This is a genomic window from Streptomyces sp. NPDC002044 (assembly GCF_040296725.1).
Classification (GTDB): Bacteria; Actinomycetota; Actinomycetes; order Streptomycetales; family Streptomycetaceae; genus Streptomyces; species Streptomyces antarcticus.
Window position 1 is genome coordinate 15,665 of record NZ_JBEOXU010000075.1, and the last position, 14,722, is coordinate 30,386.

The 14,722-nt window shown below is 72.6% G+C and carries 15 protein-coding genes and 1 tRNA gene; 8 read left to right on the forward strand and 8 right to left on the reverse strand.

Features of this window, described 5'->3' with window-relative positions; all coding sequences use genetic code 11:
- Nucleotides 1-3: 3 nt before the first annotated feature.
- From ABT106_RS19490 to ABT106_RS19515, 6 genes are all read right to left on the reverse strand, one after another.
- Entirely contained in the window at nt 4-1,044 is a 1,041-nt protein-coding gene (locus ABT106_RS19490; protein ID WP_351278788.1) for a phosphotransferase family protein, read from the reverse strand.
- 222 nt (nt 1,045-1,266) lie between these two features.
- Nucleotides 1,267-2,178, reverse strand: a complete 912-nt coding sequence (locus ABT106_RS19495; RefSeq protein ID WP_351278790.1) for an MBL fold metallo-hydrolase — start codon at nt 2,176-2,178, stop codon at nt 1,267-1,269.
- Nucleotides 2,179-2,316: 138 nt separating this feature from the next.
- Complete coding sequence (locus tag ABT106_RS19500; RefSeq protein WP_351278793.1) at nt 2,317-2,613, reverse strand: hypothetical protein; 297 nt, start codon at nt 2,611-2,613, stop codon at nt 2,317-2,319.
- 118 nt (nt 2,614-2,731) lie between these two features.
- On the reverse strand, nt 2,732-3,067 hold the full coding sequence (locus ABT106_RS19505; RefSeq protein ID WP_351278795.1) for a DUF202 domain-containing protein: 336 nt from the start codon (nt 3,065-3,067) through the stop codon (nt 2,732-2,734).
- Nucleotides 3,064-3,462, reverse strand: coding sequence for a YidH family protein (locus ABT106_RS19510; protein WP_351278797.1), 399 nt, complete (start codon nt 3,460-3,462; stop codon nt 3,064-3,066). The genes ABT106_RS19505 and ABT106_RS19510 overlap by 4 nt, the downstream gene beginning before the upstream one ends.
- Before the next feature lie 9 nt (nt 3,463-3,471).
- Nucleotides 3,472-4,002 (reverse strand): NUDIX hydrolase, encoded by a 531-nt coding sequence (locus ABT106_RS19515; RefSeq protein ID WP_502979428.1) that lies wholly within the window; start codon nt 4,000-4,002, stop codon nt 3,472-3,474.
- A gap of 74 nt (nt 4,003-4,076) precedes the next feature.
- Here ABT106_RS19515 and ABT106_RS19520 point away from each other — a divergent pair, with 74 nt between their 5' ends.
- Entirely contained in the window at nt 4,077-5,732 is a 1,656-nt protein-coding gene (locus ABT106_RS19520) for an FAD-binding dehydrogenase (protein ID WP_351278800.1), read from the forward strand.
- A gap of 63 nt (nt 5,733-5,795) precedes the next feature.
- On the opposite strand, the gene ABT106_RS19525 is transcribed toward ABT106_RS19520, so the two are convergent.
- Nucleotides 5,796-6,221 carry an ASCH domain-containing protein gene (locus ABT106_RS19525; RefSeq protein ID WP_351278802.1) on the reverse strand — a complete coding sequence of 142 codons (426 nt, stop codon included), beginning with the start codon at nt 6,219-6,221 and terminating at the stop codon, nt 5,796-5,798.
- 262 nt (nt 6,222-6,483) lie between these two features.
- Here ABT106_RS19525 and ABT106_RS19530 point away from each other — a divergent pair, with 262 nt between their 5' ends.
- The 4 genes from ABT106_RS19530 (at nt 6,484) to ABT106_RS19545 (ending at nt 11,739) form a co-directional block, all read left to right on the forward strand.
- Complete coding sequence (locus tag ABT106_RS19530; protein WP_351278805.1) at nt 6,484-7,431, forward strand: hypothetical protein; 948 nt, start codon at nt 6,484-6,486, stop codon at nt 7,429-7,431.
- Between the two features lie 42 nt (nt 7,432-7,473).
- Nucleotides 7,474-9,018 (forward strand): APC family permease, encoded by a 1,545-nt coding sequence (locus tag ABT106_RS19535; RefSeq protein ID WP_351278807.1) that lies wholly within the window; start codon nt 7,474-7,476, stop codon nt 9,016-9,018.
- Between the two features lie 219 nt (nt 9,019-9,237).
- Entirely contained in the window at nt 9,238-10,692 is a 1,455-nt protein-coding gene (locus tag ABT106_RS19540) for an amino acid permease (RefSeq protein ID WP_351278824.1), read from the forward strand.
- Nucleotides 10,693-10,806: 114 nt separating this feature from the next.
- Nucleotides 10,807-11,739, forward strand: a complete 933-nt coding sequence (locus ABT106_RS19545) for a phosphotransferase (RefSeq protein WP_351278809.1) — start codon at nt 10,807-10,809, stop codon at nt 11,737-11,739.
- Nucleotides 11,740-11,832: 93 nt separating this feature from the next.
- Here ABT106_RS19545 and ABT106_RS19550 read toward each other — a convergent pair.
- Nucleotides 11,833-11,917 (reverse strand) — tRNA-Leu (locus ABT106_RS19550).
- A 168-nt stretch (nt 11,918-12,085) separates the two neighbouring features.
- On the opposite strand from ABT106_RS19550, the gene ABT106_RS19555 reads away from it, so the two are divergent.
- The 3 genes from ABT106_RS19555 to ABT106_RS19565 all read left to right on the forward strand — a co-directional run.
- Nucleotides 12,086-13,411, forward strand: coding sequence for a M20/M25/M40 family metallo-hydrolase (locus ABT106_RS19555; RefSeq protein ID WP_351278811.1), 1,326 nt, complete (start codon nt 12,086-12,088; stop codon nt 13,409-13,411).
- 129 nt (nt 13,412-13,540) lie between these two features.
- Entirely contained in the window at nt 13,541-13,774 is a 234-nt protein-coding gene (gene chpH / locus ABT106_RS19560; protein WP_351278814.1) for a chaplin ChpH, read from the forward strand.
- Nucleotides 13,775-13,933: 159 nt separating this feature from the next.
- The coding region (locus ABT106_RS19565) for a chaplin (RefSeq protein ID WP_351278816.1) at nt 13,934-14,722 on the forward strand (789 nt) is incomplete at its 3' end.

Here is a 14,722-nt window from a genome sequence, read left to right on the forward strand (position 1 = left end):
GCCTCAGCCTTTCCGGAGGTCCTGCAGCGTGGTCAGTCCGTGCTCGATGAAGACCGGGACCAGCTCGCCGATCCGGTCGAAGCCGGCGCCGACGGTCTGCCCCAGCGTGTAGCGGTAGTGGATGCCTTCGAGGATCACCGCGAGCTTGAACCAGGCGAAGGCCGTGTACCAGGCGATCGACCCGGTGTCGCGGCCGGAGCGGGCGGCGTACCGCTCGATCAGTTCGGCGGGCCGCGGGTGACCCGGCGCGCCGCTCGTCGTGCTGACCGGGGACTCGGTCAGGCCCAGGTCGGAGCTGTACATCACCAGCAGCCCCAGGTCGGTCAGCGGATCGCCCAGCGTCGACATCTCCCAGTCCAGCACGGCCCGGATCCTGTCGTCCGGGCCGCCGATCAGCACGTTGTCGAGGCGGAAGTCCCCATGCACCACCGTCGGAGCGGGGGAGTCGGGCAGGGCCCGGCCGAGCGCGCCGTGCAGCTCGTCGATCCCGGCGAGCTCCCGGCCGCGCGAGGCCGCCAGTTGCTTTCCCCACCGGCGTACCTGCCGGTCGAGGAAGCCCTCGGGGCGCCCGAAGTCGCCGAGCCCCACCGCCTGCGGGTCCACCGCGTGCAGGTCGACCAGGGTGTCGACCAGTGCGAGCACCGCCCGCCGGGTCCGCTCGGGGCCGAGGGCGGCCAGCTCGCCGGCCGTCCGGTACGGCACGCCGTCCACGTACTCCATGACGTAGAACGGCGCCCCGAGCACGGACTCGTCCTCGCACAGCAGCACCGTCCCCGGCACCGGCACGGCCGTCCCGTGCAGCGCGGCGATGACCCGGTGCTCGCGCCGCATGTCGTGCGCGGTGGCCAGGACGTGCCCCAGCGGGGGCCGGCGCACCACCCAGCGGACGGTGCCGTCGGTGATCTCGTACGTGAGGTTCGACCGGCCGCCTTCGATGAGCCGGCCGCGCAGCGGCCCGGCGACGAGTCCCGGCCGCGCGGCGGAGAGATGGCCGCGCAGCCGCTCCAGATCGAGGCCCCTTGGATCGGCTGAGGCTGAGGACATGGCGCGAGCCTCCGTACGGAGTCGAGGATGGTGCCGGACGGAACGATGCCATCATGCCGACCAGTCGGTATGCCGTCCAGAGGGTGAGCCGAAAGAGCACCTTTCGTCCCGCGCTGTCCCACCCCACCCCACCCCACCCCACCCCGCACCGCACCGCGCCGCCCGCACCCCCCGTGCCGCCCACCCCGCGTCGCGCCACCCCCCGGCTGCCCCGCGGCCCCGTCACGCGTGGCACAGGATCGGCGTCCCGCCGTTCAGCGCCGTCATGTCCCGCAGCACCGCCGGCACGTCCAACGGGACGCCCTCGGGCTCCCCGGCCAGTTCCGCGTAGGCCCGGTGCAGGTTCGCCGCCAGCCGCTCGCTCTCCCGCCAGGCCGCGAACTCCCCGAGGTCGGCGCCCCGCGCCGTCTCCAGTGGGGTCAGGCCCGCCGCCCGGCCCTCCCGGGCCAGCCCGGCCACGTACCGCAGGTAGCGTTCCGTGGCCTCGTACGCCGACGGGTCGGTGAGCGGCCCGTGGCCCGGTACGACGGTCTCCGCGTCCAGCGAGCGCAGCAGCTCCATGGCGCGCAGCGACCCGGCCAGGGAGCCCATCGCGAGGAACGGGGTCCCTCCGGCGAAGACCAGGTCGCCCGTGAACACGATCCGCCGGTGCGGCAGCCACACCACGGAGTCCCCGGTGGTGTGGGCGACGCCGGGGTGCAGGACCCGTACCTCCGTGTCGCCGACGTGCAGGGTCATCCGGTCGCTGTAGGTGAGGTCGGGGGCGGTGATCTCTATCGCGCCGAAGTCCGTGGCGGGCCAGATCGTCTCCAGCTGGTGCCCGGCGGCGAGCTGTTCGGCCCGCGCGTTGTCGTGTCCCAGGATGAGTGCCTCGGGGGCGAACACGCCGTTGCCGTAGGTGTGGTCGCCGTGGTGGTGGGTGTTCACCACCGTGCGCGGGAGGGGCGCCCCGGCGGCCGTCACCGCGTCGCGCAGGGCGCGGGCCCGGCGCTCGGTGGCGGCGGTGTCGACGAGCAGGGTCCGCCCGCCGTCGGTCACGAAGCCGGCGTTGTTCAGGCACCAGCCCCCGTCCGGCTGGACGTAGGCGTAGACCCCGGCCGCGGGCTGGACGAGGTACGGCTCCGCGACGGTCATCCGTGCTCTCCCCGGATCGCTCTGACAGGAGGTCAGCATCCTGCCAGGCATCGCGCCCCCGGGGGAGGGTGCTTTCCCGGCCCGTTTCCGGGCGGCTCTCCCGGCCGGCTCCCCAGCCGGGAAGCCGTGCGGTCCGGGTCAGTGGTCGTCGTAGTGCCCGTCGTGCTCGGCGTGCCGGTGGCCGTCGTGCGCGTAGTCGACGTGGTCCCCGTGCGGGACCGCCTCGTGGCCGCAGTCCGCTCCGTGTGCGTGCGCGTGGCCCTCATGGGCGGTGTGTCCGGCCGGATCGCACTCGTCCCAGTGGCCGGAGTGCTCCCGGTGCCGGTGGCCGTCGTGCGCGTAGTCGACGTGGTCCTCGTGCGGGACCGCGCGGTGGCCGCAGTCGGAGCCGTGGGTGTGCTCGTGGGCCGGGTGCTCGTGGTGCAGGGTCGTCATGGCGCCGAGGCTAGTGGGAATCGCCTCGAATCGCCCGTTATCGACCGATGGCGCGGCGAATCCCGATCATCGGACGGACGGACGGACGGACGGACGGGCGGACGGGCGGGCGGACGGATCAGCCGATCACCGCCGGCAGGACCAGCAGCGCCATCGCGAACACCGCCAGCGCCACCGTGCACGCGACCGCCGCCAGCGCCGTCCCGGACGCCAGCCCCCGGGGCCGGGCCGCCGCCAGCTCCCGCATCCGCAGGTGCGCCACCCACAGGAACGCCACCCAGAGCAGCACGATCACCGCCGCCCCGGCCGCGTCCGCCGCGGCGGCGGGCCCGCGCAGCGCCTGCCGCAGTCCCAGTACCGCCGCGACCGAGCAGGCCAGCGTCGTACGCCGCCACGCGAGCCGGGTCCGCTCCGGCTGGAGCCCGGCGTCGCGGGCCGCCTCGGGGGCGGTCACCGCCCCTTCGTCCAGCCCAGCAGCACGACCGCCATCATCGTCACGGCGACCAGGGCCACGCCCGCGGTCAGCACCACCGGGAACCGCGACAGCGGCAGGTCCTCGCCCCGCCGCATCGCCCGCTCGCAGCGCATCCAGTGGTTCACCGCCCGCACCGCGCAGGCCGCGCCGACCGCGAGCAGCGCCAGCGCCACCCCGACCCGTACCCCCCACCGCAGGTCCGGCAGGAACTGGTCCACCGCGAACCCGCCGCCCACCAGCGCCAGGGCGGTCCGGATCCAGGCGAGGAAGGTCCGCTCGTTGGCCAGCGAGAAGCGGTAGTCGGGGGTCTCGCCCTCGTCCTTCAGCCGCGCGGGCGCGAACCAGAGGCGGACGCCCTTGACGAAGTCGATCACCCGGTCAATCTACTGGCCGGGCCCCCGGAACCCCCGCAGCCGCCGGTACGCCTCCAGCCCGTCCGGCACCCAGGGCCAGTCGCCCTCCGCCACCCGCCGCTCCAGCTCCGCCTCCGGCAGCCAGGTGTGCCAGTCCACCTCCGAGACCTGCGGGTCGACCGGCGGCTCGCACCGCACCTCGTGCACGTACGACCACCAGGACCCGCCCGGCCCCTCGTACAGGAACTTGAACAGCGGTACGGGCTGCGGCAGTCCGCGCACCCCGAGCTCCTCCTCCGCCTCCCGCAGCGCGGCCCGCGGGTAGTCCTCGCCGGCGCCGACCACCCCGCCCACGAACATGTCGTAGTGCGCGGGGAAGACCAGCTTCGACGCCGTCCGGCGGTGCACGAAGACCCGCCCCGCCGCGTCCCGGGCCCGCACGAACACGCAGCGGTGGATCAGCCCGCGGGCGTACACCTCGCCGCGCGGGGCGCGCCCCGTCACCCGGTCGTCCCGGTCCACCACGTCCAGCACTTCATCAGCGGCACTCACGCGGTTCATCCAATCACCCCTGTTGACGGGTTACCGGTCCGTAGCCAAGGATCGCCCCACCACCGACGGAGGACGGGTTTCGCATGACGTACGACGCAGACGTGATCGTGATCGGGGCCGGGCTCGCGGGCCTGGCGGCCACCGCCGAGCTCGTCGACGCCGGCCGCAAGGTGATCCTGCTCGACCAGGAACCGGAGCAGTCGATCGGCGGCCAGGCGCACTGGTCCTTCGGCGGCCTGTTCTTCGTGGACTCGCCCGAGCAGCGCCGCATGCGGATCAAGGACACCCGGGACCTCGCCCTCCAGGACTGGATGGGCACCGCCGGGTTCGACCGCGCGGAGGACGCCTGGCCGCGCCGCTGGGCCGAGGCGTACATCGACTTCGCGGCCGGTGAGAAGCGCTCCTGGCTGCACCGGCAGGGCGTGCGCTTCTTCCCCGTCGTCGGCTGGGCCGAGCGCGGCGGCTACGACGCCAACGGCCACGGCAACTCCGTTCCCCGCTTCCACATCACCTGGGGCACCGGACCCGGCCTGGTCGAGCCCTTCGAGCGCCGGGTCCGGGCCGGGGTCGCCCGCGGCCTGGTCCAGCTGAGGTTCCGCCACCGCGTCACGGGCCTCTCCCGTACCGCGGGCTCCGTGGACACCGTCACCGGCGAGGTCCTGGAGCCCTCCGGCGCCGTACGGGGCACCGCGAGCGGCCGCGAGGCCGCGGGTGCCTTCTCGCTGCGGGCCCAGGCCGTGATCGTGACCAGCGGCGGCATCGGCGGCAACCACGACCTGGTCCGCGCCCAGTGGCCCGCCCGCCTGGGCACCCCGCCGCGCCGGATGCTCTCCGGCGTCCCGGCGCACGTGGACGGCCTGATGCTCGGCATCACGGAGGCGGCGGGCGCCAGCCACATCAACAAGGACCGGATGTGGCACTACACCGAGGGCATCGAGAACTGGGACCCGATCTGGTCCCGGCACGGCATCCGCATCCTGCCCGGCCCGTCCTCGCTGTGGCTGGACGCCACCGGCCGCCGGCTGCCCGTACCGCTCTTCCCGGGCTTCGACACCCTCGGCACCCTCGACCACATCATGAAGACCGGCCACGACCACACCTGGTTCGTGCTGAACCAGCGCGTCATCGGCAAGGAGTTCGGGCTCTCCGGCTCCGAGCAGAACCCCGACCTCACCGGCAAGTCCGTCCGCCAGGTCATCGACCGGGCGCGCCAGGCCGTACCGGGGCCGGTCAAGGCGTTCATGGACAACGGCGCCGACTTCGTCGTCGAGCGGGACCTGTCCGCGCTGGTCCGCGGGATGAACGCGGTCACCAAGGAGGACCTGCTCGACGAGGCGACCGTCCGCGACCAGATCGTGGCGCGGGACCGGGAGATCGCGAACCCCTTCACCAAGGACCTCCAGGTGATGGCGATCCACGGAGCCCGCAAGTACCTCGGCGACAAACTGATCCGTACGGCGGCCCCGCACCGGATCCTGGACCCCGCGGCCGGCCCGCTGATCGCCGTCCGGCTCTCGATCCTGACCCGCAAGTCGCTCGGCGGCCTGGAGACCGACCTCTCCTCGCGGGTCCTCACGCCGCAGGGCGAGCCGCTGCCCGGCGTCTACGCGGCGGGCGAGGCGGCCGGATTCGGCGGCGGCGGCGTGCACGGCTACCGGGCCCTGGAGGGCACCTTCCTCGGCGGCTGCATCTTCTCGGGCCGGGCGGCGGGCCGTGCGGCCGCCCAGGCGGTCAGCTGATTTCGGCCACACCGGTCCGCCGGGCGGAGCCGTTCCGTCCGGCGGACCCGAGCGGGGTGGCTTTCAAGCCAGCCGCTCCACGACCCGGAACCGTTCCGCCACCACCCGCGTGTCGTCGTCGACCGTGTACGCCGGATCCCCGAGGGCCTCCCGCAGGGGAGCGCTGTGCCAGAACGACTCGTGCGCCGCGCGCCATTCGGCCACCGATCCGTAACCCTCGCCCTCGTCCAGTGCGTGCCGCAGGTCCACGTCGGCCAGCCGCACCACCCGGACTCCGGTCACCTCCACGACGGCCACCGGCCGCTCGTCGGAATCCACCAGCGCCGCCCGTTGCCCGGCCTCGGGCAGCGGCTCGCCCACCGCCTCGTACTCGGGCAGCAGCCCGGTGGTCGACGTCTTCGCGCCGCTCAGCACGGCCGCCACCAACTGGTCGCGCAGCGGTCCGGGAAAGCCCAGCGAGTATGGGGGAAGATCGTCGTACGAGGTCATGATCCGACCTTACGGCAGGGCCGCCCACCTCGCCGAACCGGCGCGAGCGCCCCAACTCTCATCACCTGCGATGCAGTTGAAACCCGCCACGCAGTGGACTGGACCTTGACTCGGAGCTGTGCGTACCGCTTTGCTGTCGGTGATCACCGGTTAGCTCACCGGTACGAAACCCCGGCCGTCCGACCGCGTCACTCGCGTGCACCATGCACGCGATTCGGCCAACGCACGTCCCGTCCGCCCGCGTCCTGGAGGGAAACCGCGGATGTCCCCGCCTCCGCCGCCCCTCGGCCGCGCCCGCAAGCGTGACGCCCAGCTCTTCGACCCGGCCCTGTGCGACACCGAACTCGTCGACGTGCGCACGCAGTTCAGCCAGGGCCGCTGGGCCAAGGCCCGCGCCCTCCTCGTCGGCACCGGCGACGACTGGGACCGCCGCGGCCACCGCGTCGTCGTCCTCGCCGAAACCCCGGCGGCCGGCGCCTGGGCCCGCGAATGGCTGCTCGCCGAACCGGGCAGCGCCGACGCCTCCACCCTCCTGGCCTGCGCCGCCGTCTTCGCCGCCCTGCGCGGCAAGGGATCGCCGGCCGCCGCCGAGGAGGCGTGCCGCCGCGCCGCCGCCCTCCAGCCCGTGGACCCCACGCCCTGGCTGGGCCTGCTCCTGCTCTCGCGCGCCTTCGGCACCGAGGAGGAGTTCAGCCGCCACTTCGACCAGGTCCGGGCCCGCCACCGCGAGCACCACCACGCCCACCACCTGATGGTCGCCCGCCTCGCCGAGCGCGTCTGCGCCACCGGCCAGGACCCGCTCCACGAGGTGTACGACTTCGCGGCCTGGGCCGCCGAGGAGTCCCCGGCCGACTCCCCGCTCGCCGTGCTCCCCGTCATCGCGCACGCCGAGCGCTACCGCGTGCTCGCCGCCCTCCACGGCCACGGACCCGAGCACGCCGCCGACCACTGGTCCGGCCGCCGAGCCCGCCAGGTGCTGCGCTCCGCCTTCGACTGGTGGCTGGAGTGGGAGCGCGAGGACCACCCGCGCAACCGGGTCGACCTCAACTTCCTGGCGCACGCGAAGCTCTGCGAGGGCCGCCCCGCCGAGGCCGCCGCCCTCTTCCACCGGATCGGCAGCCACGCGACCAGCGCCCCCTGGTCCTATCCGGACCTCGACCCGCACAAGGCGTTCCTCGCCGCGCGCAGCGCCGCACTCGGCGCCGCCTGACCCTCCCCGGAACCCCCCCCGTACTCCCGAAAGGACGCCGCCATGCCGACGGGCAGATCCACCACGCTCCCCAACCCGCCCGAGATACGCACGTACAAGGGCCAGGACCGCGCCCTGCGCGCGGACCGCCTGGGCACCGCCGGACTGCTGCTGTCCGTGCTCGCCGCCAGCGCGCCCCTGATGGTCGTCGCCGGCGTCATGCCCACGACCTTCGGCGTGATGGGCGTCGTCGGCCAGCCGCTGCTCTTCGTCATCCTCGGCATCGTCCTCGCGCTCTTCAGCATCGGCTACGCCGAGATGAGCCGGCACGTCCACAACGCCGGGGCGTTCTACGCGTACATCGCCCGCGGCCTCGGCCCCACCGCCGGCGCGGGCGCCTCGCTCGTCGCCCTCGTCGCGTACAGCGCCATGCAGGTCGGCGTCTACGGCATCCTCGGCTTCGAGATCTCGGGCCTCTTCGCCACCTACCTGGACATCGAACTGGCCTGGTGGATCCCGGCCCTGCTCGCCGTCGCCGCCGTCGCCGCCCTCGGCTGGCTGAAGATCGACCTCAACGCCAAGGTCCTCGGCGTCCTGCTCCTCATCGAGTGCGTCCTCGTCGTCATCTTCGACGTCGCCGCCCTCGGCAAGCCCGGCCCCGAGGGCCTCTCGCTGCACGCCTTCAACCCCGAGACCCTCACCGGCGCCGGCCTCGGCACCGCCCTGTGCTTCTGCATCGCCGCCTTCGTCGGCTTCGAGCAGTCCCCGGTGTACGCCGAGGAGACCAGCAAGCCGCACATCGTCGTCTCCCGGGTGATGTTCCTCGCCGTCGGCTTCGTCGCCCTCTTCTTCGCCTTCAGCGCCTGGGCCCTGACCGTCGCCACCGGCCCCTCGGCGGTCGTCAAGACCTCCGCCGAAGCCGGCCCCGGCCTGCTCTTCCAGCTCACGCAGGAGCGCCTCGGCGGCACCTTCACCGACATCCTGCACATCCTCTTCGTCACCGGGATGTTCGCGGCCGTGCTCAGCTTCCACAACGTGGTCGCCCGCTACGCCTTCGCCATGGGCCGCGAGGGACTCCTCCCGGCCTCCTTCGGCCGCACCAACCCCGGCACCGGAGCCCCCGGCACCGGCTCCCTGCTCCAGACCGGCATCGCCACCGTCGTCGTGATCGCCTTCGCCGTCACCGACGACCTGCCCGCCGGCGACCCGACCGCCCCCGTGCTGCACCTCTTCACCTGGATGGGCAGCGTCGGCGCCCTCGGCATCACCCTCCTGATGGCCGCCGCCTCCTTCGCCGTCATCGCCTTCTTCGTCCGCCGCGGCACCGCCGGCGCCCAGGTCTGGCGCCTCGTCGCGGCCGGCGCCGCCGGCCTCGCGCTCCTCGGCATCGCCGTCTACACCGTCAAGGACTTCGGCGTCCTCGTCGGCGCCGAGAAGGGCTCCGCCCTCAACTGGGCCCTGCCCGGCATCATCGGCGCCGCCGTCGTGATCGGCCTGCTGTACGGGGCGCTGCTGCGCAGCCGCCGCCCCGAGGTGCACGCCCGCATCGGCCTGGGCAACGAGGCTTTCCGCCTCGACCAGGCGGCCGAGGCCAACACCGACGACTAGCCTCTCTTTCCAGCTCCACCGAAGCCCCTGACACCCCATTCCAAGGTCGTCGGGGGCTTCGGTGCGTATGGGGGCGCTTTTGGCGGGGAGCGGAAGCCCATGGTCTCCTGGGGCGATCAAAACGGCCGGACCACCGCACAGGGGACATCACCCACCGCCCCGCGCGGCTGCCCGGCCCTGCCTGTCCCACCCACGAAGGCGAAGCCGTACATGAGTGACCTGAGTGACCGCACCCTGGCCGACGCACCCGCCCCGCCGTCGGCCCCGGCGGCACCCGCCCGCCACGTCGATGCCGGCGACGAGGGCTACAGCAAGGACCTCAAGTCCCGCCACATCAACATGATCGCGATCGGCGGGGCGATCGGCACCGGGCTGTTCCTCGGCGCCGGCGGCCGCCTCGCCGGAGCCGGCCCCTCCCTCGCCATCGCCTACGCCGTGTGCGGCGTCTTCGCCTTCTTCGTCGTCCGCGCCCTCGGCGAGCTCGTGCTCTACCGCCCCTCCTCCGGAGCCTTCGTCTCCTACGCCCGCGAGTTCATGGGGGAGAAGGGCGCCTACACGGCCGGCTGGCTGTACTTCCTGAACTGGTCCACGACCACCGTCGCCGACATCACGGCCGCCGCCACCTACGCCCACTTCTGGTCACTGTTCACCGACGTCCCCCAATGGGTCCTCGCCTTCATCGCCCTCGCCATCGTCCTCACCGCGAACCTGATCTCGGTGAAGTACTTCGGCGAGATGGAGTTCTGGTTCTCCCTGGTCAAGGTCGCCGCGCTGACGGTCTTCCTGCTCGTCGGCATCTACCTCGTCGCCACCGGCCACCCCATCGACGGCCACACCCCGGGCCTGTCCACCATCACCGACAGCGGCGGGCTCTTCCCCGTCGGCATGCTCCCGATGCTCCTGGTGATCCAGGGCGTGGTCTTCGCGTATGCCTCCGTCGAGCTGTGCGGCGTCGCCGCCGGCGAGACCGAGAACCCCGAGAAGATCATGCCGAAGGCGATCAACTCGATCATGTGGCGCGTCGGCATCTTCTACGTCGGCTCGGTCGTCCTGCTCGCGCTGCTGCTCCCCTATACCGCGTACTCCTCCGACCAGAGCCCCTTCGTCACCGTCTTCGACAAGCTGGGCATCCCCGGCGCCGCGGGCATCATGAACCTGGTCGTCCTGACCGCGGCCCTCTCCAGCCTGAACTCCGGCCTCTACTCCACGGGCCGCATCCTGCGCTCGATGGCCATGTCCGGCTCCGCCCCCAAGTTCACCGGCGTCATGAACAAGGGCAAGGTCCCCTACGGCGGGGTCCTCTTCACCGCCGCCTTCGGCATCGCGGGCGTCGGCCTCAACTACTTCATGCCATCCGACGCCTTCGAGATCGTCCTGAACTTCGCCTCGCTCGGCATCCTGGGCACCTGGGCGATGGTCATGCTCTGCTCGCTCCACTTCTGGCACCGCGCCCGCCAGGGCCTCCTGGAACGCCCCGCCTACCGGCTGCCCTGGGCCCCGTACACCCAGATCGTGACCCTGGTCTTCCTCGTCACGGTCCTGGTCCTGATGTGGTCCGACGGCGGCGTGGGCCGCACCACGGTCCTGTGCGTCCCGCTCATCGCCGCGGCCCTGGTGGGCGGCTGGTACCTGGTCCGCCGCCGCGTGGCGGAGATCGCCGCCACCCGCCCCTGACCACCCACTCGCCCGGGGGCCCGCGTCGGGACCCCGGGCGGGGCGGCCGTGGAGCCGGCCACACTCGGGATCCCCCTTGACGCTCCTTCCCGCGCTGGTGAAGCTGATCCGGCCATGAGCCGATCTCAACTTCCCCCGGACCAGACCCCGTTCACCGATGTCTCGGCCGCTCGCGCGGTGCGCGAGGCCGTCCGCCTCGCGGGCGCACCACCACCGCACGATCTCGAACTCCTGAGACTCGGGGAGAACGCGCTCTTCGCGAGCCGGGTACAAGGGCTCGTGTACCGCGTAGCCCGGTCCGACGGCCTCACGGACAAGGTCGAGAAGGAACTGGCCACAGCGCGATGGCTCGTAGCGCAGGGATTCCCCGGCCTGCCGCCCCGCGACGACTTCCGGCAGCCCGTGTCCGCCGAGGGGCGACTGGTCACCTTCTGGGAGTACGTGCCCCCCTCGCCGGGCGAGCCGTCCCTCATCGACCTTGCCGCGCTCCTGCGCGCCCTGCACGCCCTGCCCGATCCCGGCTTCCCGATTCCGCCGCTCAACCCCTTCCCCCTCATGAGGGACCGCCTGCGCGGCGCGGCGGACAGCGCCGACGGGGCGATCTCCGAGAAGGACCGGGCCTTTCTCGCAGCCGCCTGTGAGGGCAGCGAAGCGGCCTTCAGGGATCTCGTCGCCTCGGACCCCGCCGGCGGGCTCGTGCACGGTGACGCCCACCGGGGCAATCTCCTGCGCCGCGACGATCGCGTCCTGCTCATCGACTACGAGACCGTGGCGCGCGGTCCGCGCGCCTGGGACCTGCTGCCCACGGCCACGGCCACAGACCGGTTCGGTCTCGCGCCTGCCGACCACAAGGCATTCTGCGCGGTGTACGGGGCGGACGTCACAGAGCAGCCCGGCTATCGCCTCCTGCGCACCGTGCGCGAGCTCGGCATGACGACCTGGCTGATGCAGAACGTCCCGCATTCACCCGCCGCCGCCAAGGAGTTCGCCGTCCGCATGGACTCGTTGCGGAAGGGGGACCACGCCGCCCGGTGGCACGCCCTCTGACGCCGGTGTCCGCCGCCCCCGCTGTGCGGCGTGCGAAGAGAACCGGGTACGCAGAAGGCCGGTCGGAAGAGTCCGACCGGCCTTTGCCGTAAGTGTCCGAGGGGGGACTTGAACCCCCACGCCCGATAAAGGGCACTAGCACCTCAAGCTAGCGCGTCTGCCATTCCGCCACCCGGACAAGGTGTCTGTCTCGCGTCCCTCGCGGGCCGTTCCGACGTGGAAAACATTACCAAACATTCCGGGGTCCTCGATCACACCCCCCGGCGGCCGGGGATCGCCCTTGGGGAGAACCGTCCGGGGGGCGAGGATGGGAGACAGTCCGGTACTGATCAGTGGGAGGAACAGCGTGAGCGAGTCGAGCGCGGGCAGGACCGTTTCCGGCGAGGACGAGGTCGTGGACCTCTGCCGGGACCTCATCCGGATCGACACCAGCAACTACGGAGACCACTCGGGCCCCGGCGAGCGCAAGGCGGCCGAGTGGGTCGCCGAGCAGCTCGCGGAGGTCGGGCTGGAACCGCAGATCTTCGAGTCGCACAAGGGGCGCGCCTCGACGGTGGCGCGGATCGAGGGCGAGGACCCGTCGCGGCCCGCCCTGCTGATCCACGGGCACACCGACGTGGTCCCGGCCAACGCCGCCGACTGGACCTACGACCCCTTCGCGGGCGAGATCGCCGACGGCTGCCTGTGGGGCCGCGGCGCCGTCGACATGAAGGACATGGACGCGATGACGCTGGCCGTCGTGCGCGACCGCATGCGCAGCGGGCGCAAGCCCCCGCGCGACATCGTGCTGGCCTTCCTCGCGGACGAGGAGGCCGGCGGGATCTACGGGGCCCGGCACCTCGTCGACAAGCACCCGGGGCTGTTCGAGGGCGTCACCGAGGCGATCGGCGAGGTCGGCGGCTTCTCCTTCACCGTCAACGAGAACCTGCGCCTCTACCTGGTGGAGACCGCCCAGAAGGGCATGCACTGGATGCGCCTGACGGTGGAGGGCACCGCCGGCCACGGATCCATGACCAACAACGACAACGCCATCACGGAGCTGTGCGAGGCCGTCGGCCGGCTCGGCCGTCACCAGTGGCCGGTGCGGGTGACCAAGACCGTACGGTCGTTCCTGGACGAGCTCTCGGACGCGCTCGGCACCCCCCTGGACCCCGACAACATGGACGCCACCCTCGCCAAGCTGGGCGGCATCGCCAAGATGGTCGGCGCCACGCTGCGCAACTCGGCCGCCCCGACGATGCTCGGCGCCGGCTACAAGGTCAACGTGATCCCCGGCCAGGCCACGGCGCACGTGGACGGCCGCTTCCTGCCGGGATACGAGGACGAGTTCTTCGCCGACCTCGACCGGATCCTCGGCCCGCGGGTGAAGCGGGAGGACGTGCACGGGGACAAGGCGCTGGAGACGGACTTCGACGGCCGGCTCGTCGACGCCATGCAGGGTGCGCTGCGGGCCGAGGACCCCATCGCGCGGGCGGTCCCGTACATGCTGTCGGGCGGCACCGACGCGAAGTCCTTCGACGACCTCGGCATCCGCTGCTTCGGCTTCGCGCCGCTGCAGCTGCCGCCGGAGCTGGACTTCGCCGGGATGTTCCACGGGGTGGACGAGCGGGTGCCGGTCGACGGACTGAAGTTCGGCGTGCGGGTGCTCGACCGGTTCATCGACAACGCCTGAGATTCGCAGAGGTGTGCGCATTCCACTGAGAAGAGTGAATGCACTCATACGCTCGTAGCCCTGGTGATCCCTCCTCGTTACAGGTGGTGCGGTCCGCGGCTGGGACCGCATTGCCTACTAGGAGGAACAATGATCAAGAAGGTTGTAGCCGCTGCGGCTGCCACTGGTGGCCTGGTTCTCGCGGGTGCGGGTCTGGCTGTCGCCGACGCGGGTGCCCAGGGTGCGGCCATCGGGTCCCCCGGTGTCCTGTCCGGCAACGTCGTCCAGGTTCCGGTTCACATTCCCGTGAACGTCTGCGGTAACACGATCTCCGTGATCGGCCTGCTGAACCCGGCGTTCGGCAACACCTGCGTCAACGCCTGACGCGTCTGAATTCCTGGGCCCCGGAACGCATTCCAGCGTTCCGGGGCCGCCGGGCTTTCGGGCCCGGTTTTTCCGTCTTCGGCGGGCCGGCGGGGGAACCTGTACGGCCGGGCCGCCGGGATCGCGCCCGAATACGTACACACCAGGGGACGAGTACAGATGCGACGACCGGCACAGGTCACCAGGAAGACCCTGATCACCATGGCGGCCGCGGGGGGTGTCCTCGCCTTGGGCGGGGGCTACGCCCACGCGGACGCCGGGGCCTCGGGGAAGGCCGCGAACTCACCGGGACTGCTGTCCGGGAACCAGTTGCAGGCGCCCGTGGACGCGCCGGTGAACGCCTGCGGGAACACGGTGACGGTGGTGGGGGGCCTCAATCCGGCCTTCGGCAACCACTGCGCCAACATCTCGGGCAAGCCGAACCGTCCGGATCACCCGGATCACCCGGGCCACCCCGGTCACCCGGGCCACCCGGGCGGGGGCGGGGACGACGAGCCCTGCGACGACCACCCGGAGCACCCGGGCAACCCCGGTACCCCCGGCACCGGTACCCCCGGCACCGGTACCCCCGGCTCCGAGAACCCGGGCTCCGAGAACCCCGGCTCGCCCGGCGGCCCCGGCACCCCGGGCCAGGAGAACCCCGGTACGCCCGGGAACCCCGGACCCGGGAACCCGGGCACGCCCGGCACGGGCACCCCCGGCACCGGCACTCCGGGCACGGGCACCCCCGGCACCGGTACGCCCGGCAACCCCGGACCGGGCTCGGTCACGCCCGTCACGCACCCCGGAACGGGGCCGGGTACGGGCACGGGTACCGGGACCGGCACCGCTGAGACGCCCGGGCTCGCCGCGACCGGCGCGGGCAGCGCCCTCACCGCCGGGCTCCCGCTCGCGGGCGGACTGCTGCTGGCCGGCACCGTGCTCTATCGGCGCTCCCGCGACGCGGCG